Below are 20,944 nucleotides of genomic sequence, written 5' to 3'. Positions count from 1 at the left end.
CCGAGCGGCCACCCCGCGCCCGGCGTATGGAACGGGGTCGGTTCGGCTCCTCGTCCGGCCGGCCCGCTGGCCCCGACACCCTCGTCGCCATCGCCACGAACGCCTCAACCGTCAGCCCCGAGCGCTCGATGACCTGCTCCGCCCGCTCCCGGCAGCCCGGTGTCCCGCAGTGCACCGGGCTCGCCACCACCCCGGGCAGGGACGGATAGGTCATCGACTCCGGCGGGAGGTAACCGGCGGTGCATCCCAAGCACACGTACCACGCACGCATCTGAACTCCTCGAATGTCCTTAACGGGTCCACCCGTTCACGACCGTCTCCGACCTAGCCCCACCACACTCCGCACCCGGACGGTCACTCACAGATCCAGCATGACGGACCCCGCCCCACCCCACATCCCTCACCTGAGGGAGATTCCCCCTCACCCCGCCCACAGCCCGTCCCCCGTCAGCCCCAGCAACTCGATCGCGTTCCCGCGCACGATCCGCTCCACCACGTCCGGCGCCAGGTGCCCCATCTGCGCCTCACCCACCTCCCGCGACTTGGGCCACGTCGAGTCCGAGTGCGGATAGTCCGTCTCGTACAGCACGTTCCCCACCCCGATCGCGTCCAGGTTCCGCAGGCCGAACGCGTCGTCGAAGAAGCAGCCGTAGACGTGGCCGGCGAAGAGTTCGGACGGCGGGCGCAGGACCTTGTCCGCGACGCCGCCCCAGGCCCGGTTCTCCTCCCAGACGACGTCCGCGCGCTCCAGGATGTACGGGATCCAGCCGATCTGGCCCTCCGCGTACATCACCTTCAGGTTCGGGAAGCGTTCGAACTTGCCGCTCATCAGCCAGTCGACCATGGAGAAGCAGCAGTTCGCGAAGGTGATCGTGGAGCCGACCGCGGGCGGGGCGTCCGCCGAGGTGGAGGGCATCTTGGAGGAGGAGCCGATGTGCATGGCGACGACCGTGCCCGTCTCGTCGCAGGCCCGCAGGAAGGGGTCCCACTCGTCGCCGTGGACGGACGGCAGGCCGAGGAAGGGCGGTATCTCGGAGAACGCGACCGCGCGCACCCCGCGCGCCGCGTTCCGACGGACCTCCGCCGCCGCGAGGTCGGCGTCCCACAGGGGGATGAGGGTGAGCGGGACGAGACGGCCCTGCGCATCGGGGCCGCACCACTCCTCCACCATCCAGTCGTTGTAGGCGCGCACGCACAGCAGCGCCAGCTCCCGGTCCTTCGCCTCGGTGAAGGTCTGGCCGCAGAAGCGGGGGAAGGTGGGGAAGCAGAGCGCGGACTGGACGTGATTGACGTCCATGTCGGCGAGGCGCTGGCGGACGTCGTACGAACCGGGGCGCATCTGCTCGTACGTGATCACCTCCAGCTTGATCTCGTCGCGGTCGTAGCCGACGGCGGTGTCCAGGCGGGTGAGGGGGCGGTGCAGGTCCTCGTAGATCCACCAGTCGCCGATCGGGCCGTCCTCACCGGGGGCGCCCATGACAGGGGCGAACTTTCCGCCGAGGAAGGTCATATCCCTGAGGGGGGCGCGGACGACGCGCGGGGCGACGTCCGCGTACTTCGACGGGAGCCGGTCCCGCCAGACATTGGGGGGCTCCACCGTGTGGTCGTCCACCGAGATGATCTTCGGGAAGGTCTCCATGGGTTCACGGTAGCGAGCATCTGACGGTTCGTCAGCTCCTTGGGGGGCGGGAACTCGCCCCCGGGTGCCTCAGGCCACCAGCAGGCGCAGGCCCAGCTCCGCCGCGTCGTGGGCGACGAGGTCGCGGTTGCGCTCGGCCCAGCGGCCCGACGCGAGGTCGTCGCGGAGCCCGCTGACCGCTCGCCGTTCCGCCTCCGGGCCGACCCTGGTCCACACGGACACCGCGCGGCGCACCTCCTCGTCCAGGTACGCCTCCGGGCGGCGCCAGTGGGCTTCGAAGAAGCCGTCGGCGCAGTCCCACGGGATGAGCACCGGTTCCGCGCGGCCCCCGATGGCACGGGTCAGGTCGGCCAGCGAGGGCCAGTCCACGAGGAGGTCGGCGAACTCGGGGAGGTAGTCGCGGGTCAGCCAGAACCGTTCGAGCCAGCCGGTGCTGCTGGCGTCGTACGTGAACACCACCACGCGCCGCGCCACCCGGCGCATCTCGCGCAGCCCCGCGATCGGGTCCCGCCAGTGGTGCACGGTGCTGAAGGCCATCGCCGCGTCGAAGGACTGGTCCTCGAAGGGGAGGCTCTCCGCCGCGGCCGCCACGCACGGCGCCGCGTCCGCGGGGCGCTGGGCGCGCATGACCGCCGACGGCTCCACCGCCGTGACCTCGCGGTCCGGGGGTTCGTACGAGCCGGTGCCGGCGCCGACGTTCAGCACCGTACGGGCGTCCCCGAGGGCCTCCCAGACCCTCGCGGCGATCCGCGGTTCGGTGCGCCGGGTCGCCGGGTAGGCGGATCCGATGGCATCGTAGAGCTGCGCGCCGAACACCTTCAGTTGCTCTTCCGACGTCGTCCGTATGCCCATGGCACGTGCCTCCAGTTCCTTGTCGATGGCCGCCACGGTGGCGGCGGCGCGGTCGCGCTGCTCCAGCAGCAGGCCGCGCAGTCGGTGCAGGTGCGCGACCGCGTCCGTGTCCGGGTCGTCGACCAGGTCCGCTATCTCGCGCAGGCCGAAGCCCAGCCGTCGGTAGGCGAGCACTTCCCGCAGTCGCTCCACGTCGCCCGGCGAGTACGCGCGGTACCCGGCGCCGGTCCGACCGGACGGCCGGACGAGGCCGATCTCGTCGTAGTGGTGCAGTGTGCGGACGCTCACGCCAGCCAGCTCCGCGACCCGCCCCACGGTCAGGTGCTCGGCCGCCGGACGCTCCTCCGCAGGACGTTCCTCCAGGTGTTCCGCCACGCCCCGACCATGCGGCATCACGTCACGTGAGGGTCAAGCCCCGCCCTGCGCGGCCGGCTGCTTCCACCTCTCGAACACCCCGGCGAACCCTGTGGGACTCCTGTGTATCGTGCAGGCGGAACCGACCAATCCGATCCACCCAGGGGGACCCCCACCATGCCCGCCACCAGGAGGAAATCCAGGACCGCGGCCCTCGCCGCCGGCGTCGCAGCCCTCGCCCTCACGCTCAGCGCGTGCGGCATGGACACCACGGCACCGGCGAGCGCGCGCGGAGACGCGAAGGGCAAGCCCCCGGCCGGGCAGGTCGACTGCGAGGAAGTGAAGTGCATCGCGCTGACCTTCGACTCCAGCCCCGGCAAGAAGACCCCGGAGCTGCTGGACTACCTCAAGAAGGAGAAGGTGCCCGCCACCTTCTTCGTCCTCGGCAACAAGCACCTGACCAAGTGGCCGGACGTGGTGAAACGATTCGCTGACGAGGGTCACGAGGTCGCCAACCACACCTGGACCCACCCGCGCCTCGACAAGCTGAAGAAGCACGAGATACGCGAGGAGTTGGAGCGCACCCAGGTCGAGCTGGAGAAGATAACCGGGCAGAAGCCCAACCTGATGCGGCCCCCGCAGGGGCGGATCAACGACGACGTGACGGCCGTCTCCAAGGAGCTCGGGCTGGCGCAGATCCTGTGGAACGCCACCGCCAAGGACTACTCGACCACCGACTCGGCGCTGATCGAGAGCCGCATACTCAAGCAGGCGAAGAAGGACGGAATCATCCTTCTGCATGACATTTACGACGGAACGGTTCCGGCCGTTCCCGGAATTGTGACCGAACTCAAGAAGCGGGGCTACACCTTCGTCACGGTCTCCCAGCTCCTGGCGCCAGCGAAGCCCAACCCCGGGGAGATCTACCGACCTTGACGGCTTCCCGCGCAGGCCGCGCGGAAACGGAGTCCCCTCTCGCGGATGTGGCGGAAGATCGCCAAACGGCGTTAAGACGCCGGGTTCGCCGGGCAAGGAGCCGAAGGAAGCGTTCCGGTGGCTGACGGAGTCACCGCGTACAGGGCAGACTGTCGGGGGCTAACCGGAAGTTGGGGCAGGGGGCAGCATGGACCGTGACCGCGGGCCGCGCGTACCGGAGCAGCGCGTTCCGGCGCCCAGCGAATCCAGGGAGACGGGTGGTGCCGTCGACCTGCGCTTCAGCGTGCTCGGGCCGGTGCGCGCCTGGCGGGCGGGGGACGCGTTGGAGCCGGGGTCCCCGCAGCAGCGGGCCCTGCTCGCCGCGCTCCTGCTCAGGGACGGGCGCACCGCGACCTCGCGCGAGCTGATCGACGCGATCTGGGGCGAGGAGCCACCGCTCCAAGCGCTGGCGACGATCCGTACGTACGCGTCGCGGCTGCGGAAGATCCTCTCGGCGACGACGCTGATCAGCGAGGCCGGCGGCTATGCGCTGCGGATAGAGCGGGACGCGCTCGACCTGTTCGTGGCGCAGGAGTTGGCGGGCGCGGCGGAGAAGGTGCGGGCGGCCGGGGACCTCAACCAGGCCCGGCTGCTGGTGAACAAGTCGTTGGGCCTGTGGGACGGCGAGCCGTTGGCGAACGTCCCCGGGCCGTACGCGCAGGCGCAGCGCACCCGGCTGGAGGAGTGGCGCCTCCAGCTCGTGGAGACCCGGCTCGACCTCGATCTTGAGGTGGGGGCGCATGCGGAGGCGATCTCCGAGCTGACCGCGCTGACTGCGGCGCATCCGCTGCGGGAGCGGCTGCGGGAGCTGTTGATGGTCTCGCTGTACCGCAGCGGTCGACAGGCCGAGGCGCTCGCGGTGTACGCGGACACGCGTCGGCTGCTCGCCGAGGAATTGGGGGTCGACCCCAACCCCGAGCTGTCGCAGTTGCAGGAGCGGATCCTGCGGGCGGACGCGACGCTGGCGCCGCCTGCCGAGCAGCATTCCGCGCCGCCTCCGGTGTCGTGCCCCGCGCAGCTTCCGGCGACGGTGCCGGACTTCACCGGACGGGCGGCGTTCGTCCGGGAGTTGGGCGGGCGGCTCGCGTCGTCGGACGGTGCGGTGATGGCGGTGTCCGCGCTGGCGGGCATCGGCGGTGTCGGGAAGACGACGCTCGCGGTGCACGTGGCGCATGAGGCCAGGCCGCACTTCCCGGACGGCCAGTTGTACGTGGACCTTCAGGGCACGAGTGCGCGGGCGGCCGAGCCCGAGGCGGTGCTCGGCGCGTTCCTGCGGGCTTTGGGCACCCCGGACGACGCGATTCCGGACACGTTGGCGGAGCGCGCCGCGCTCTACCGGTCCACGCTCGCCGGCCGCCGCGTGCTGGTCCTGCTCGACAACGCGCGGGACGCGGCGCAGATCCGACCGCTGTTGCCGGGCACGGCCGGGTGCGCGGCGCTGCTGACCAGCCGGGTGCGGATGGTCGATCTGGCCGGGGCGCATCTGGTCGACCTGGACGTGATGTCCCCGGAGGAGTCGCTCCAGCTCTTCACGCGGATCGTGGGGCAGGAGCGGGTCTTGGCGGAGCGGCAGTCGGTGCTGGACGTGGTCGCGGCGTGCGGGTTCCTGCCGTTGGCGATCCGGATCGCGGCGTCCCGGCTGGCCGCGCGGCGCACGTGGACGGTGTCGGTGCTGGCGGAGAAGCTGGCCGACGAGCGGCGGCGGTTGGACGAGCTCCAGGCCGGCGACCTGGCGGTGAAGGCCACCTTCGAGTTGGGGTACGGGCAGATGGAGCCCGGGCAGCGGCACGCCTTCAGGACCCTGGGCCTGGTCGACGGCCCCGACATCTCGTTGACGGCCGCGGCGGCAGTCCTCGGGCTGCCCGCGCAGGACACGGAAGACCTGCTGGAGTCCCTCGTCGACACCTCCCTGTTGGAGTCCGCGGCCCCCGGCCGCTACCGGTACCACGACCTGGTGCGGCTGTACGCGCGCGCGTGCGCCGAGCGCGACGAGGGCCCGGAGGAGGCCGAGGCGGCGCTCAAGCGCCTGTTGGACTTCTACCTCTCCACCTCGGTGCGGGTGTACGCGATCGAGCGCCCCGGCGACCGCCTGGTGCACCACGTCGGCCCCACCGTCCACCAGGGCATCCCCTTCGCCGACCAGCGCCAGGCCCAGGACTGGCTGTACGCCGAGGCGAACAATCTGCTGGCGTCCGCCCGGCAGGCGACGCAGGGCCGACGGCTGCAACTCGCCGCGGACCTCCTGTGGATCACCCAGGACCTCTCGGAGTCCGGCGCCAACGCGAAGCTGTACGAGATCGCCGCGCTCGCGGTGCGGGACGCGGCACACGAAGCGGGCGACCTGCGCACCGAGGGACGGGCGCGGGTCGCGATGACCAACGTCCACCTGGTGACCGGGCGTTACGACCAGGCCGACGACGAGGCCCGGCTCGCGGCGGACCTCGCCCGCACCGTCGGCGACCCCGCCCCGCTCTACTGGTCGGACAACGACCGCGGCATCATCGCGCTCAACGAGGCGCGTTACGAAGCCGCGGCCGAGTTCTCCCGGCGGGCCCTGGAAGGCGCCCGCCGCGACGGCAGCACCCCCACCGAGGCCAGCGCCCTGTGCAACCTCTCCCGGACTCAGGTCGGACTCGGCCGCCTCGACGAGGCGATCGAGACCGCCGAGCAGGGCGTGGAGGTCTACCTCAAGCTGGGGAACGCCTTCCGGTTGGCCAACGCCCGCTATGCGCTCGGCATCGCGCTCACCCAGGCCGGCCGGCACACGGACGCGCTGGAGCAGTTGTTGGAGGCGCTGGAGCTGTTCGAGGTGAACCGCCAGCGGCTGTGGGAGGGCACGACGCACTTCCGCATCGCCCAGGCCCATCTGGAGGCGGGCCGGCTGGCGCGCGCCGCCCAGCACTGCGAACAGGCCCTCGCCATCGGCTGCATCGGCGGCGACCGCATCCGCGGCATGGTCCTCATCACCCTGGGCCGCGCCCTGTCGGGCCTCGGGCAGCCGGACCGCGCCCGCGCGTGCCTGCTGGAGGCGAAGTCGCTCCTGGAGTCCTGCGGCGCCCCGCAGGCGGAGGAGGCACGGATGCTGCTGGCCCCGCTCGGAACGGGCTGACGCCGGAGCGGGCAGCACGTGCGTCGGAGGTACCGCACGGCCGGCCGGGGGCGTACGTCGGCGGTGCCGCGCGGGCGGCCTGGGCGTGCGTCGGAGGCACGGCGCAGGGCGGCCGGGGGCGTACCGCGATCGGGGCGCAACGCCGGTGTACGCCGGGCGGGGCATCACGGGTGCCCCCTGGGCCGGGGCGTCATCGGTGGCCCCCGGGCGCCCTGCGGTCTGCTCGAAGTCCCCTTGAGGAGTGCCGGAGCGCCTTGGGCGCCGTGCCGGGTGCCCGTACGGGCCGATGCGCCGCGGACACGACGCGCCGGGCCGCTGCGATCGGATTCCGCTTCTGCCCCTGACGCAGGTTCCGGTTGCGGTTCCGGTTCGCCTTGCGGTTCCGGTTGTTGTCCTAACTGCTGTCCTAACTACCGCCCTGGTGGCCGTCTTCAGGTTGCCCTCAGGGCTGCCCTTGTTGCCGTTTCGGTCTCAACCGTCCCGGGAGTGTGCTGCTTTCGTCAGGGCCCGTTGCCAATTTCCCGCACGGGTGTGGAGACTGGGCCCCCGTCGCGTACCGTCAAGAGACAGCCAGGCCGTTCGGGTCCGTACGATCCAACGGGCCGCGTCCGCGGCCGTCCGGCAGCACTCGCCGGCAGCGCCCGAGGGGCGCGCAAAGTGAAAAGGGCGCGCGCGGCAGCGCACTTGCGGCGCGCAAGGGGACGAGCACCACGCGGCATGCCGCGCTTCGTCGACGTCGTCCCTGTTCAGCGGCATTGTGACAGCATCCTGCCTGGACGTTCATCGAATGTTTATGCCGGTCAGTCATGCTCTCTTTCAGTCGATCCGTCGCATCGGGGGGCAGACGGATCGCGTGGGACCTCCTCCTCTCCGGGGGGTGAGGAGAAGGTCCCCCGGCCTTCCGTCCGGGGACCCTCGGGGGAGTCTCCGGCCGGAAGGCCGGTTCTGGTTGATGGAACGACAGCACAATGCATGGGGGCAGAACGATGACACAGAAGAACACGAACACCAGCGCCGGTGAGTTCATCACCAGCAGGGGCGCGGCCCAGGTGGCTCCGGCCACCGCTTTCGAGGGCACCTCGCCCCGGGAGCGCCACAGTCCGGCGCCGCCCGCACCACCCACGTCCGCGGCCGCGGCCGCCGAGCAGGGCGAGCCCGCCTCGCCCACGACACCGACCGTTCCGACGACTCCGCCGGTCACCCCGGCCGACGCCCAGGTGGACACCGCGACTGACGCCCCGGCGGAGGGGGGCGCCACGACGGTGGACACCGACTCGACCCCTTCGACGGGCACCGGGCTGGAGGACGAGATCGTCATCATGGAGCGTCACTCGCCGATGCCGCCGCCGCCTCGCGACTGAGACGGCCGGCTCCCACGCGTCGACGCCCGCTACCCCGACCAGGAGTGACGTCGACCACAGGGCACAGCGCAGCGAAATCGCAGAGCGACGGAGCAGAGGAACGACATCGCACAGAGACCACCGGTGAATGTGTACGGCCGTGGCGGCCTTGGGGGAGGACCCGCCACGGCCGTACACCCTTTTCGGTGCGGCCCGTTGCGCCCCTGCATCCGCGGACGCCTCGACGACGATCGAGGCGCGACGAGAGTGCGACGAGAAAGCAACACAGGGAACGACATAGAGGACGGACTCACCATCAACCGCCCTCAACTAGTCCATGCCCACAGCAAGGACGACATAAGCGGCCGACCATTAAAGCAAGTTCATAATTTTCTGCCCGGCACCCCTCCCGCTATCGATCAATAACGGTGTGTACTTGACCGGTCGCCTTCTTGGACGACATGTCACCACCGCCCTCCCCGAGGTTTCCATGATCGAGCTACCGGACCTGGCCGCCGTCGGCCTGGCCGCCGGGACCCTGTCGGCGTTCGTTCTGGGAGGCGGGCTCCTACGCTCGCGGCGCCAGCGGGCCGAGCAGCGCCGGGAGATCGCGGAGCTGCGGTCCCACCTCGACGTCGCCCGGCAGGAAGCGGGCCGGGCAGGTCGGGCGTACGCCGCCGAGGTCGCCCACCTGGCGCAGAAGCGGGTCCCCGCGGTCGCCGCCCGGACCGCGCACGCCCATCTGCCGGTCCCCGGACCGCTGCGCCCCGAGGTCGTCAACGGGCCGCTGGGCGAGGGCCTGGACGCGGTCCTCGACGGACTGGTTTCGGCCATCGCGCGCGAGCGCAAGCGCGTGGACGCCGCCGCCCGCGCCGGAATGCGCGGCGCGACCCGGGAGATCCAAGCCGGGCTCTACCGGCTCCAGGACGTGCTGCGCGGACTCCAACAGCACTACGACGACCCCGAGCTGGCGCAGACCCTCTACGCCCTCGACCACGAGAACGAGCAGTCGTTGCGCCGCGCCCAGGTCACCGCCGTGGTGTGCGGGGCGTGGGTGGGCCTGGCCCGCGAGGAGTCGCACCTCGTCGACGCGGTCACCGGCGGCCAGTCCCGGCTGGTCGGCTATCACCGCGTCGAGGTCAACAACCACCTGGAGGACGGCACGGCGCTGGTCTCGCACGCCGTCGAGCCCGTCGCCATCATCGTCGCCGAACTCCTCGACAACGCCCTGCGCCACTCCTCCCCCGACACCCGCGTCGTGGTCAACCTGGAGCGCGCGCACCACGGCGCCACCGTCACCGTGGACGACGCCGGCGTCGGCATGGCCGCCGCCGAGCGCGCGTACGCCCAGCGCATGGTGGCCGGCACGGACCCGATCCTGCTGTCCGAGTTGGGCGATCCGCCGCGGATGGGGCTGGCCGCGATCGGCCAGCTCACCCGACAGTTCGACCTCTTCGTCGACCTGTCGTCGCCGTCGCCGTACGGCGGCGTCCGAGCCGTGCTGCTGATCAAGAACCACCTGCTGAGCCGGATCGACCCGACCGTACGGCCGCAGGCACCGAGCGCGCCGCGTTCGACGCGGGGCACGGGCGGTGCGGCGGAGGCCGCGGCACAGGACCATTCCGGCCAGTTCGCCGTACCGCACGGGCTCACCACCGCGCCCACCGCGCCCCACGTCCCGGCCACCCCGACGGCGCCGGCGACCCCGGCCGCGCAGGGGTTCCCCCCGCCGACGGCGTACCCCACCGCCGCACCCGCCACGAGCGCCGCACCCGCCGCACCCGCTGCCCACCCCGCGGCCGGCCGGACGCACGGCCTGCCGCCGGCCGAGGCCATCTCCCACGAAACCGCCCTCGACCCCGCCCACCGGCCCCAGCCGGACGGCGACGCGCTCCCCCGGCGCCGTCGCCGCGCCCGCCCGTCGGACGCCGGCGCGACCGCCGCCGCCCGTCCCCGTACCCCCGTGCGCACCCCGGAGGAGGCCGCCGCCGCTCTCGGCGCCCTCCAGGCCGGGACCGCAGCCGCACTCAGCGGCGCCGAACACGCCGATCACGTCGTGCCCCCCGTGCCCGTCGAACACCGCCCCTTCGGCGACGGGGCCGCCGCCGCCTCCGCCGACATCGAAAGGAACAACCCCCGATGACCACCCGTACCTCCCGCGAGACCGGTGAGTCCGCATGGGTGCTCGATCCGATCCTGGAGATCCCGCACGTACGGGCCGCCGTCCTGCTGACCCTCGACGGCCTGGTCGCCGGCTACTCCGACCGGCTGTCCCGACCTTCGGCCGAGCGCACCGCCGCGATCATCAGCACCGTGCAGGGCGCCTGTCGCACCGCCGCCGCGACGTTCGCCGACAAGGAGACCGCCGAAGTGCGCCAGGTGGTCATCGAGTCAGACCACGGATACATCCTGGTCGCGCCCACCCACCACGGGACCTGCGTCGCCGCGTACGGCGACCCCGAGGTACGGCTCGACCTGCTCGCGCACAGAGTGCACTCGCAGGTGGCGCGGCTCGGCGAGAAGGCCATGGCCGCCGCGCCACGTGGGACCGATGGCGACCCCCGTACGCCGTGAACGCGCGCAGGGGCGGCCGGCCGCTGGTCCCCGCGTACCTGTCGACGGGAGGCCAGACCCGGCCGAGTTCCGGCGCCCTGGAGCGGCTGTCGGTGCTGACGGGCCTGGTCAGGCCCGAACGCACCGGCGGGGCCCAGGAGTCGGACGGGCCGCCTGCGGCTGACGGCGACGGTGCGGCGGGGCGGCCGGGGGCGGGCCCTGCAAGCCCCGCGGCCCCCGCGGGCCTTGCAGGGCGTGCGGGCCCGGGTGGTCGCGAAGCCCTCCAGGACGCGTACGACCCGGAGAACTTCGTCCCGTTACCGCCAGGAGCGCGAGCGACCCCGGCACCGTCTGGCCCGCCCGCACCCGTAGCGGCGTCGGCACCCGTACCGGCGCCCGCGCCCGTACCGGTGTCCGTACCCGCGTCCGGTCCTGCGGTCCCGGCCGACCTGCCCGCCGCCCAACTCTCCCTGCTCACCGCGTTGGACGGCGGATCCCTCACGGTCGTGGAGGCCGCCGCCCTGCTCGAACTGCCCGTGTCCGCCGTGCGCGTGCTCGCCGCGCACCTGATCGACCGCGGACTGGTGCGCTCCCGCCCGCCCGTCCCGTACGCAGCCCAACCCCCATCCGATCTGTTGGAGAGAGTCGCCGATGGCCTCCGCGCCCTCAAGCTCTAGCAATGGCTCCGGCGGCCTGCATCTGCCGGACACCGCCAGAGAGCTGGTGAAGATCCTGGTGGCAGGCCCCTTCGGGGTCGGCAAGACCACCCTGATCGACTCCGTGTCCGAGATCCGCCCGCTGCACACCGAGGAGCGGCTGTCGGAGGCGTCCGTCTCCGTGGACGACCTCGAAGGGGTCCGCAACAAGACGACCACGACGGTCGCCATCGACTTCGGGCGCATCTCCCTCAAGGGTGGAATCGTCCTGTACCTGTTCGGCACGCCCGGGCAGGAGCGGTTCCGCTCGCTGTGGTCGGACATCGCCTACGGGGCACTGGGCGCGCTCGTACTGGTCGACACCCGACGGATCGACGACTCCTTCGAGGTGCTGGGCCTGGTGGAGGACAGCGGGCTGCCGTACGCGGTGGCGCTGAACACCTTCCCGGACTCGCGCCCCTACACGGAGGAGCAGTTGCGGCGCTCCCTGGACCTGGACCCGACGACGCCCATGGTGCTGTGCGACGCGCGGGACCAGAACTCGTCCGTCGACGCGCTGCTCTCCCTGGTCGAGCACCTGTTGACGCTGGCGCCCCCGGTGACGCCCCCGGCGCCCGCACCGGCCCCCGCCGCGGCGGCCGCACCGAACCCCGCCGCCAGCCCGTGGACGGAGAACCAACCCCGTTGAACCACCCGCACGCCCCCGCCCCCGCCCACTCCGCCTCCCCCTCATCCCCCGTCGCTCCCGCCGTGACCGGCCCGGTGCGCCTGTGGGAGGACGGCTTCGCCGTCGACCCGTACGCGTACTACGCGGCCCTGCGCGCCCAGGGCCCGGTCGGCTGGGCCGAACTGGCGCCCGGCGTCGGCGCGTACGTCATCACCGACCGGCGCGCCGCCCTGGACCTGCTGCACGACGCCCGGACCTGGTCGCGCGACCCGCGCCCCTGGGAGGCCACGGTCCCCGCGGACTCGCCGGTGCTCGGCATGTTGCGCTGGCGCCCCAACGCCCTCTTCGCCGACGGCGCCGTGCACGCCCGCTACCGCACCGCGCTGACGGACGCCTTCGACCTCGTCGAACCGCACGACCTGCGGGAACGGGTGCTGCGCTCCGTCGACACGCTGGTCTCCCGGATGGGCCCGGACGGCAGCGCGGACCTGGTGTCGCAGTTCTCCCGGCCACTGATGGCGCTGATCTTCAACAGCCTGTTCGGGCTGCCCGACAGCGAGAGCAGCCGGCTGAACGACTCGCTCGCGCTGCTGATGGAGGGCGGCGACGAGTGCATCCGCGGCGAGGAGGAGTACGGCAGGTACGTACTGGACCTGATCGCCGCGAAGACGGCGGAGCGCGGCGACGACATCACCAGCCACCTGCTGGACCACCCCCTCGGGCTCAGCCCCGAGGAGGTCACCTGGCACGTCTTCCTGACCCTGGGCGCCGGCCACGAGCCCACCTCGAACCTGGTCGCCAACGCCCTGTCCCGGATCCTCGGGAACCCGGCGTACTACTCCACCCTCACCAGCGGGTCCCGTCCGGTCATGGACGCGGTCATGGAGGTGCTGCGGTACGAGACCCCGTTGGCGAACTACGGGGTCTACTACGCGCGCGAGTCCGTCAGCTTCCACGGCGTGTGGGTGCGCTCCGCCGTGCCGGTCATCGTCTCGTACGGCGCGCTCGGCCACTTCGCGGAGCGCGAGCAGGGCGGGGCGCACCACCCGCACGACGCCTCGCACCTGTCGTGGTCGGCGGGCGAGCACTCCTGCCCGGTGAAGCACCAGACCCTGCTGATCGCCACGACGGCCATCGAGCGGCTGACGCAGTGGCTGCCGGACCTGGAGCCGGTGCTGCCGCGGGCGGAACTGACGTGGCGACCGGGGCCGTTCCACCGCTCCCTGACGGCGCTGCCGGTGCGCTTCACGCCCCGGCTGCCGGACGGGGACCCGGCCCACGCGACGTCGAATCAGAGCCAGATCCAGAGCCACATCCAGAGCCCGAGTCACAGCCAGAGCGGCCAGACGAGTCAGGAGACCCCGAGATGAGCGTGCAGGAAGAACGAGTCGGGGGAGCCGCGTCCGCTCCGTACGCCATCGACCCCTTCGGCGCCGACCCGGAGGCGGAGTGCGCCCGGCTGCGCGAGTTGGGCACGGTCGTCCCGATCGAGTTGCCCGGCGGGATCCCGGCGTGGGCGCCGACGACGTACGCGGCGCTGCGCGCCCTGATCCTCGACCCGCAGGTCAGCAAGGACCCGCACAAGCACTGGTCCCGCTTCGAAGAGGCCGCGCAGACGCCGCAGTGGGTGTGGATACTCGGTTGGGTCGGCGTGGTCAACATGCTCTCCACGTACGGCGCGGACCACACCCGGCTGCGGAAGCTGGTCGCCCCGAGCTTCACGGCCCGCCGCACGGAGGCGATGCGCGGCCGGGTGGAGGCGACCACCGCGGAGCTGCTGGCGGACCTGGATTCGGCGGCGGACGCGGGCGGGCCGGTGGACCTGCGGAGCGCGTACGCGCACCCGCTGCCGATGCGGATCATCTGCGAGCTGTTCGGGGTGCCGGACCACCTGGTCGCGGCGATGGGCACCCTGGTGGCCGCGATCATCGACACCTCGGATCCCAGCCCGGAGCACGCGGCGTACGTGCAGCAGCAGGTCGGGACGGTGCTGCCGGCGCTCATCGCCCACCGCAGCGAGCACCCCGGCGACGACATGACCACCGAGCTGATCAAGGTCCGGGCCGAGGACGGCGACCGGCTCAGCGAGGAGGAGCTGATCTGCACGCTGCTCCTGGTGATCGGGGCGGGCTTCGAGACCACGGTCAACCTGATCGGCAACGCGGTCGTCGCGCTGTTGCAGCACCCCGAGCAGTTGGCGGCGGTGCGGGCGGGCGAGATCTCCTGGGACGCGGTCGTGGACGAGGTGCTGCGGGTGCATCCGTCGATCGCGAACCTGCCGCTGCGGTTCGCCGTCAGCGACCTGGTGGTGGACGGGGTGACGATCCCCGCGGGCGACGCGATCCTGACGACGTACGCGGCGGCGTCGTACGACCCCGCGCAGTACGGCGACGACGCGTCCCTCTTCGACGCGCGGCGCGGGGCGGACGAGCACCTGTCCTTCGGCATCGGCGTCCACCGCTGCATCGGCGCTCCGCTGGCCCGGGTGGAGGCGCTGACCGCGCTGCCGGCGCTCTTCGAACGCTTCCCGGACATGCGGCTGGCCTCGTCCGCGGACGAGTTGCGCCAGGTCCCGTCCTTCATCGCGTACGGCTGGCAGCGCATCCCGGTCCTCCTGCGCTGACGCTCCGCGCGGCGGGGGTCGCCGAGGTGTTCGGGCACCCCCGCGCCGTGCCCCTGCGGGCGCGTTGCCCCCTGCGGCCCGGTGGTGTGCTGGTCGCGCAGTTCCCCGCGCCCCTAAACACCCGGCCCTCAGCCCGCAGTCAAAGTGACGGGGCAGCGAAATAGGGGCGCGGGGAACTGCGCGAACGGCCCCCACCGGGCCGCAGAGACCAACGTGCCGGTGGAGACTGCGGCGCTGGTGTCCGGGTAGCGCCGGTGCCCCTTGCCCGCAGCACGGGGGGATTCAGGGGCCCCGGGAGGACCACCACGTCGTCGGGGGCCCTGGGAGACCCCCGGCTACCTGGGGCGAGGGGGCGCAACCGCGGCCCGCAGGGCTAGGCGCGGAGGTGGGTCTTCAGGACCTTGCCGGACGCGTTGCGGGGGAGTTCGGGGAGGAACTCGACCTCCCGCGGGACCTTGTAGTTCGCCAGCTCGCGACGGGACCAGGCGATCAGGTCGGTCGCGGTGAGCGCGGTGCCCGGGCGGCGGACCGCGTACGCCTTGCCGACCTCGCCGAGGCGCGCGTCGGGGACTCCGACGACCGCGACGTCGGACACGTCGGGGTGGCGCAGCAGGACGCGTTCGATCTCCGCGGGGTACGCGTTGAAGCCGCCCACGACGTACATGTCCTTGATCCGGTCGGTGATCCGCAGGTTGCCGTCCGCGTCCAGGACGCCCAGGTCGCCGGTGTGCAGCCAGCCGTCCGCGTCGACGGCCGCCGCGGTGGCCTCGGGGTCCTCGAAGTAGCCGGTCATCACGTGGTGGCCGCGGACCAGGACCTCGCCGGGGGTGTCGGGCGCGGTCGCGAGGACGCGCACCTCGGTGTCGGGGATGGCGCGGCCGGAGGTCGTGGCGACGGTCCCGGGGTCGTCGCCGCGGCGGCACATCGTGACGATCCCGCTGGCCTCGGAGAGCCCGTACGCCGTGAGCACGGTCTCGACGCGCAGCTCGTCCCGGAGCCGTTCGACGAGTCGACGGGGCACGACCGCGGCCCCGGTGACGACGAGGCGGAGCGCGGACAGGTCGTGCGCGGCACGCGCCGGGTGGTCCAGGAGGGACTGGTGGAGGGTGGGCGGGCCGGGGAGGACGGAGATGCGTTCGGCCGCGATGCGGGCGAGGACCGCGGCCACGTCGAAGACGGGCTGCGGGACCATCGTCGCGCCCCGCATCAGGCAGGCGATGACGCCGGCCTTGTAGCCGAAGGTGTGGAAGAAGGGGTTGACGATCAGATAGCGGTCGCCCGCGCGCAGTCCGGCGAGCTCGCTCCAGACGTTGTAGCAGCGCAGGGTCTGGGCGTGGGTGATCACTGCGCCCTTGGGGCGGCCGGTGGTGCCGGAGGTGTAGACGATGTCAGAGGGATCTGTGGGGGCGATGCCGGCGGCGCGGGCGCGGACCTCGGCCGCCCCGACGTCCGCGCCGGCCGCGAGGAAGTCGGGCCAGGCGCGGTAGTCGTCGGGCGCGGAGTCCGCGAGGACGACGACCTGCTCCAGGTGCGGCAGTTCGCCGCCGTGCCGGCGCAGTTGGGCGACGTACGACGTGCCGAGGAAGGTGCCGGTGACGAAGAGCAGACGGGCGCGGCTGCGCCGCAGCACGTCCGCGGCCTCGCCGCCCTTGAAGCGGGTGTTGAGGGGGACGAGGACCGCGCCCGCGGTGACCGCGCCGAGCGCGCAGACGATCCAGTCGAGGGAGTTGGGGGCCCAGACGGCGACGCGGTCGCCGCGCTGGACCCCGGCGGCGATGCACGCGGCGGCGGACCGTTCGACGCGGGCGCCGAGTTCGGCGTAGCTGACGCGGGTGCGGCCCTCGACGACGGCCTCGCGCGCGCCGTGCGCCTGCGCGGCGCGGTGCACGAGCGCGGGGACGGTGCCCCATTCCAGGTCACCGCGCATCAGGTGCGCGGCGGGGCGCGAAGCAGCGTCGGCCGTGTCCATCAGGAGCCCTCCCGCTAGCTGACTATCCGTCAGATTAGCGGTAGCCTGACGCGCTGTCAGCATTCGGGATCGAACGGCGGAGGTGCTCGTGCCCGGTCTCAAGGACGCGACGGCGATAGCCGGCATAGGCCAGACGGCCTTCGCGAAACGGCTTCCGGAGTCCGAGAAGACGCTGGCCTGCCGGGCGATCGTGCAGGCCCTCGACGACGCCGGCATCGCGCCCGCCGAGGTGGACGCCTTCGCCTCGTACACGATGGAGGAGACCGACGAGGTCGAAGTCGCGAAGTCCATCGGCGCCGGCGACGTGACCTTCTTCGCCAAGGTCGGCTACGGCGGCGGCGGTTCCTGCGCCACCCTCGCCCACCTCGCGGCGGCGATCGCCACCGGTCAGGCGAGCGTCGGGGTGGCCTGGCGCTCCCGCAAGCGCGGCAGCGGACCGCGCCCCTGGAAGAACACCGCGGTGCAACTACCCACGCCCGGCCAGTGGACCCGACCCTTCGGGCTGCTGCGCCCGGCCGACGAGATCGCCATGCTGGCCCGCCGCTACCTGCACGAGTACGGCGCCACCCGCGACCACCTCTTCAACGTCGCCCTCGCCTGCCGCAACCGGGCCAACCAGAACCCGGCCGCGATGATGTACGACCGGCCCCTGACCCGCGAGATGTACATGACCTCGCGCTGGATCAGCGAACCGCTCTGCCTCTTCGACAACTGCCTGGAGACCGACGGCGCGCTCGCCTGCGTCGTGGTCTCCGCCGAACGCGCCCGCGACCTGCGGCAGAAGCCGGTCTATCTGCACTCCGTCGCCCAGGGCCTGCCGGCCCAGCACCACGGCATGGTCAACTACTGGAACGACGACCCGCTGACCGGCCCCGCCTGGACCTGCGCCCGACAGCTCTGGAAGAGCGCCGACTTCGGCCCCGACGACGTCGACGTGGCCCAGATCTACGACGCGTTCACCCCGCTGATCCCGCTCTCCCTGGAGGGGTACGGCTTCTGCGGCCGCGGCGAGGGCGCGGCGTTCACCGAGGGCGGCGCGCTGGAGATCGGCGGCCGGCTGCCGATCAACACCGGCGGGGGCGGGCTGAGCGAGGCGTACGTCCACGGCTTCAACCTCATCACCGAGGGCGTCAAGCAACTGCGCGGCACCTCCACGGCACAGGTGCCGAACGCCACGACCTGCCTGGTCACGGCGGGCGAAGGCGTGCCCACGTCGGCCGTGCTGCTGAGGAGTTGACCCATGAGCGAGACGTCCGGACTGCTGTCCCCCCTCGTCGACGGGGACGGCGCGCCGTTCTGGGAGTACGCGGCGCGCGGCGAACTGCGGGTGCAGACCTGCGCGTCCTGCGACGAGCCGAGGTTCCCGCCGCGGCCGTGCTGCCCGCACTGCCAATCCTTCGACAGCGAGTGGCGCAAGGCGGGTGGCCGGGGCCGGATCTGGTCGTACGTCGTACCGCACCCGCCGCTGCTGGCGGCGTACGCGGCGCTCGCCCCGTACAACGCGGTCGTCGTCGAACTGCTGGACGCGCCCCGCATCCGGCTGGTCGGGAACGTGGTGAGCGCCCCGGACGCACCGCTGGACTCGGTCGACCCGGCGCGGCTGCGGATCGGCGCGGGCGTGAAGGTGGCGTTCGCGCCGCCGGACGGCGCGGGGCTGCGGATGCCCCGGTGGCTGCTGGAGCGGCCGTGACGGGGGTGTACGTGGACCGGGACGCGGTCGCGGAGACCGGCGTCGCGGTCGTCGTCCTGGACCGGCCGTCCCGGCTCAACGCGATCGACCTCGCGGCGGCGCGGGCGCTCACCGAGGCGTGGCGGTCCTTCCGCTACGACGACGCGGTCCGCGCAGTGGTCGTGACCGGCGCCGGCGACCGCGCCTTCACCACCGGCATCGACCGCGCCGCGGAGGTGCCGCAGCCCACCTCCCCGTACAGCATCGACGACCCACTGGCCGCGATCGGGCCCAAGGCGAACGACCTGTGGAAACCGGTCGTCGCCGCGGTGGAGGGCATGGCCTGCGGCGGCGCGTTCTACCTGCTCGGCGAGTGCGAGTTCGTGATCGCCGCCCGCACCGCGACGTTCTTCGACCCGCACACCAGCTACGGCATGGTCAGCGCGTACGAGTCCGTGTTGCTCGCCCAGCGCATGCCGTACGGCGAGATCGCCCGGCTCGCCCTCATGGGCACCGCGGAACGCCTCGGCGCGGAACGCGCCCACCAGATCGGCCTGGTGTCGGAGCTGACGGAGCCGGGCGGGGCGCGCGCGGCGGCGCTGCGGTGCGCGACCACGGTGGCGTCCCACCCGACGGAAGCGGTGCAGGGAACGGTCCGGGCGCTGTGGTCGGCCCGCGAGCCGGTACGGTCGACGGCGCTCGCCCTGGCCCCCCACCTGATCGCCCTGGGCAACGCGTCCCCCGCGGCGCAGACGGCCCGCTTCGAGTCCAGACGCACCGGCGGGCCCCCCGGGGTGCGGTGAGCTGCCCGTACGTCCCGCACAGCACAGCCCGGTCACCGCCGCGCCGAAGACAGGCGCCGTCACGGGACTTGTCCGGCTTCGTCGACGATGCCGCTGCTCATGACGGCGACGGAGGTCACGGCCGTGCCGGCCTTGCCCCAGGCGTTGTCCTCCAAGAGGACCGTGCGTGCCCCGAGCAGCCGCACCGTACTCCTGTCGAAGATCCACTCGGTGCGTTCGCCGTCGTGCACCCGGGCCACCGCCACACCTCGACGTCCCGCGGCGTCCACGACGTCGGGGACGACGACGACCCCGGGGATGCGGGCGGCGGCGCGGTAGAGAGCAGCAGTGGTTGCGGGGGGTGCCGCCGAAGTGCGCAGCAGGTCGCCGATGGTGACGAACGCCTGCTGGTCGGGGCCCGTCGTGGAGCCCGAACCCGATCCGTGGTTCTTCTCGGCGTCCTCGTAGATCCGCTTCAGCAGGGCGTCCGGGTCCGTCGGCAGGGCCGCCAGGAAGGTGTGAGTCGGTGAGTTCAGATCGCCCTTGCCCGGGGCGGCCGGCAGCAGTTGGTCCCGTCCGCCCTTGCGCTGCAAGGTCCGGTCCCCGCCGTCCACGGAAGTCCACTGCTCCATGCCCTGGTCCTCGCGCAGGCGCTCCATCTCGCCGCTGGCGCCCTCGGACAGGACCGTCGTGCGGCCGATCACCTTCACGTACGCGTACTGCCCCGCGCGCACCTTCGGCAACGGTTCCGCGGCCGCGGTCAGGGCCGCCCGCTCCAGCAGCCGTACGGACGCCGCGGACGCCGGCGGCGCAGCTCGCGGGGCGGGGCTGCCCCAGGGGCCGAGGCCGAGTGCGCCGACGGCCGTGGCGGCGACCGCCGCTGCGCCCAGGACGAGGGCCACGCGCCGCCCCGGACGGAGAGCCGGCACCCGCGGCTGCCGGGCGATCTCGTCCAAGAGGTGCTGCCGACGGGCCCGCACCAGCCCGGGCGCCGGCTCCGGGTGCGGAGCGGGCGGCAGCACCCGGGCCGCCTGCTCGCGTTCGGACCGCTCCTGCTGCTCCGGATTCATGATGCGCTCCTCCTGTGGGACGCACGGGCTGCGGTCGCCCGGCCGTCCGTTGCGTGTCCACTGCCGGTCGGCGGTTCCACCGCCCGTGCGCCCGGCGTCAGTTCCTCCTCGACGAGCTTCCGCACCTTCTCCCTCGCGCGGGACAGCCGGGAGCGGACGGTGCCCACCGGAATCCCCAGCGCCTGGGCGGCAGCCGCGTACCCCAGTTCGGACCACACGACCAGGGCGAAGACCTCCCGCTCGCTCCGCTTCAGGCGCTTCAGCGCCGCGGCGGCCGCGACCAGCCGCTCCGTGTCGGCCAACTGCCCGACCACCTCGTCCGAGAAGTCGGGCAGCGCTTCGGGCGGCGGCAGGCGCGACATCGCGGCCCGGTGTCGACGCGCGGCCCGGGCGGTGTTGCGCAACACGTTGGTCGCGATGCCCAACAGCCACGCCCGGACGCTCCGCACCTCCTCGCGGAGCTTGTGGCGCAACCGCCACGCCTCCAGGAAGGTCAGCGACGTGACGTCCTCGGCCAGGGCCCAGTCGCCCGTCGTCCGGACGGCATGGGCGTACACCGCGCGCGCGTGCAGGTCGAAGATCTCGGCGAACGCCGCCCGATCGCCTAATCGGATCCGTTCATTCAAGGGGGACTCCACACCCGACAAGTGTCCGCACGGGCGGGTCGGTTCCACTTCTCGCGGGAG

The 20,944-nt window shown here is 72.7% G+C and carries 17 protein-coding genes; 12 read left to right on the top strand and 5 right to left on the bottom strand.

The window, feature by feature from the left end:
• Nucleotides 1-421: 421 nt before the first annotated feature.
• Together ACH4E8_RS07695 and ACH4E8_RS07690 are read right to left on the bottom strand one after the other, a co-directional pair.
• Nucleotides 422-1,639: an amidohydrolase family protein gene (locus tag ACH4E8_RS07695; protein WP_398445369.1), complete on the bottom strand. Its 1,218-nt coding sequence runs from the start codon at nucleotides 1,637-1,639 to the stop codon at nucleotides 422-424.
• A gap of 69 nt (nucleotides 1,640-1,708) precedes the next feature.
• Complete coding sequence (locus tag ACH4E8_RS07690) at nucleotides 1,709-2,806, bottom strand: MerR family transcriptional regulator (protein WP_398446084.1); 1,098 nt, start codon at nucleotides 2,804-2,806, stop codon at nucleotides 1,709-1,711.
• A 216-nt stretch (nucleotides 2,807-3,022) separates the two neighbouring features.
• On the opposite strand from ACH4E8_RS07690, the gene ACH4E8_RS07685 reads away from it, so the two are divergent.
• The 9 genes from ACH4E8_RS07685 to ACH4E8_RS07645 all read left to right on the top strand — a co-directional run bounded on the left by ACH4E8_RS07685 (nucleotide 3,023) and on the right by ACH4E8_RS07645 (nucleotide 14,768).
• Nucleotides 3,023-3,781: a polysaccharide deacetylase family protein gene (locus ACH4E8_RS07685; protein WP_398445368.1), complete on the top strand. Its 759-nt coding sequence runs from the start codon at nucleotides 3,023-3,025 to the stop codon at nucleotides 3,779-3,781.
• Nucleotides 3,782-3,968: 187 nt separating this feature from the next.
• A complete protein-coding gene (locus ACH4E8_RS07680) occupies nucleotides 3,969-6,929 on the top strand; it encodes an AfsR/SARP family transcriptional regulator (RefSeq protein WP_398445367.1) in 2,961 nt (986 codons plus the stop codon).
• A 986-nt stretch (nucleotides 6,930-7,915) separates the two neighbouring features.
• The gene (locus ACH4E8_RS07675; protein WP_398445365.1) at nucleotides 7,916-8,290 is read left to right on the top strand and encodes a hypothetical protein; all 375 of its coding nucleotides are present in this window, start codon (nucleotides 7,916-7,918) and stop codon (nucleotides 8,288-8,290) included.
• 469 nt (nucleotides 8,291-8,759) lie between these two features.
• Complete coding sequence (locus ACH4E8_RS07670; RefSeq protein WP_398445363.1) at nucleotides 8,760-10,412, top strand: ATP-binding protein; 1,653 nt, start codon at nucleotides 8,760-8,762, stop codon at nucleotides 10,410-10,412.
• The gene (locus tag ACH4E8_RS07665) at nucleotides 10,409-10,843 is read left to right on the top strand and encodes a roadblock/LC7 domain-containing protein (protein ID WP_398445361.1); all 435 of its coding nucleotides are present in this window, start codon (nucleotides 10,409-10,411) and stop codon (nucleotides 10,841-10,843) included. Before ACH4E8_RS07670 ends, ACH4E8_RS07665 begins: the two co-directional genes overlap by 4 nt.
• A 92-nt stretch (nucleotides 10,844-10,935) precedes the next feature.
• Nucleotides 10,936-11,499 carry a DUF742 domain-containing protein gene (locus ACH4E8_RS07660; RefSeq protein ID WP_398446082.1) on the top strand — a complete coding sequence of 188 codons (564 nt, stop codon included), beginning with the start codon at nucleotides 10,936-10,938 and terminating at the stop codon, nucleotides 11,497-11,499.
• Nucleotides 11,474-12,166 (top strand): GTP-binding protein, encoded by a 693-nt coding sequence (locus ACH4E8_RS07655; RefSeq protein ID WP_398445359.1) that lies wholly within the window; start codon nucleotides 11,474-11,476, stop codon nucleotides 12,164-12,166. The genes ACH4E8_RS07660 and ACH4E8_RS07655 overlap by 26 nt, the downstream gene beginning before the upstream one ends.
• Nucleotides 12,167-12,228: 62 nt before the next feature.
• Entirely contained in the window at nucleotides 12,229-13,515 is a 1,287-nt protein-coding gene (locus ACH4E8_RS07650) for a cytochrome P450 (RefSeq protein WP_398445357.1), read from the top strand.
• Nucleotides 13,512-14,768, top strand: a complete 1,257-nt coding sequence (locus ACH4E8_RS07645) for a cytochrome P450 (protein WP_398445355.1) — start codon at nucleotides 13,512-13,514, stop codon at nucleotides 14,766-14,768. The genes ACH4E8_RS07650 and ACH4E8_RS07645 overlap by 4 nt, the downstream gene beginning before the upstream one ends.
• Before the next feature lie 373 nt (nucleotides 14,769-15,141).
• Here ACH4E8_RS07645 and ACH4E8_RS07640 read toward each other — a convergent pair whose 3' ends face one another.
• Complete coding sequence (locus ACH4E8_RS07640; protein ID WP_398446080.1) at nucleotides 15,142-16,695, bottom strand: FadD3 family acyl-CoA ligase; 1,554 nt, start codon at nucleotides 16,693-16,695, stop codon at nucleotides 15,142-15,144.
• A 130-nt stretch (nucleotides 16,696-16,825) separates the two neighbouring features.
• Between ACH4E8_RS07640 and ACH4E8_RS07635 the strand changes: the two genes are divergently transcribed.
• From ACH4E8_RS07635 to ACH4E8_RS07625, 3 genes are read left to right on the top strand one after another with little or no spacing between them, the layout of a single operon-like run.
• Nucleotides 16,826-17,974 (top strand): lipid-transfer protein, encoded by a 1,149-nt coding sequence (locus tag ACH4E8_RS07635; protein WP_398445353.1) that lies wholly within the window; start codon nucleotides 16,826-16,828, stop codon nucleotides 17,972-17,974.
• Nucleotides 17,975-17,977: 3 nt separating this feature from the next.
• Nucleotides 17,978-18,427, top strand: coding sequence for a Zn-ribbon domain-containing OB-fold protein (locus ACH4E8_RS07630; RefSeq protein WP_398445351.1), 450 nt, complete (start codon nucleotides 17,978-17,980; stop codon nucleotides 18,425-18,427).
• A complete protein-coding gene (locus ACH4E8_RS07625) occupies nucleotides 18,406-19,209 on the top strand; it encodes an enoyl-CoA hydratase/isomerase family protein (protein WP_398445350.1) in 804 nt (267 codons plus the stop codon). The genes ACH4E8_RS07630 and ACH4E8_RS07625 overlap by 22 nt, the downstream gene beginning before the upstream one ends.
• A gap of 59 nt (nucleotides 19,210-19,268) precedes the next feature.
• Here the strand turns inward: ACH4E8_RS07625 and ACH4E8_RS07620 are convergent, their stop codons facing one another.
• Together ACH4E8_RS07620 and ACH4E8_RS07615 are read right to left on the bottom strand one after the other, a co-directional pair.
• Nucleotides 19,269-20,258, bottom strand: a complete 990-nt coding sequence (locus tag ACH4E8_RS07620; RefSeq protein ID WP_398445348.1) for a CU044_5270 family protein — start codon at nucleotides 20,256-20,258, stop codon at nucleotides 19,269-19,271.
• Nucleotides 20,255-20,884: an RNA polymerase sigma factor gene (locus ACH4E8_RS07615; RefSeq protein ID WP_398445346.1), complete on the bottom strand. Its 630-nt coding sequence runs from the start codon at nucleotides 20,882-20,884 to the stop codon at nucleotides 20,255-20,257. The genes ACH4E8_RS07620 and ACH4E8_RS07615 overlap by 4 nt, the downstream gene beginning before the upstream one ends.
• Between the last annotated feature and the right edge of the window lie 60 nt (nucleotides 20,885-20,944).

Source organism: Streptomyces sp. NPDC017979 (assembly GCF_044328175.1).
In the GTDB taxonomy this organism is placed as follows: Bacteria; Actinomycetota; Actinomycetes; order Streptomycetales; family Streptomycetaceae; genus Streptomyces.
Note: the sequence above shows the minus strand (reverse complement) of the source record. Positions and strands in the feature narration are given on the sequence as shown.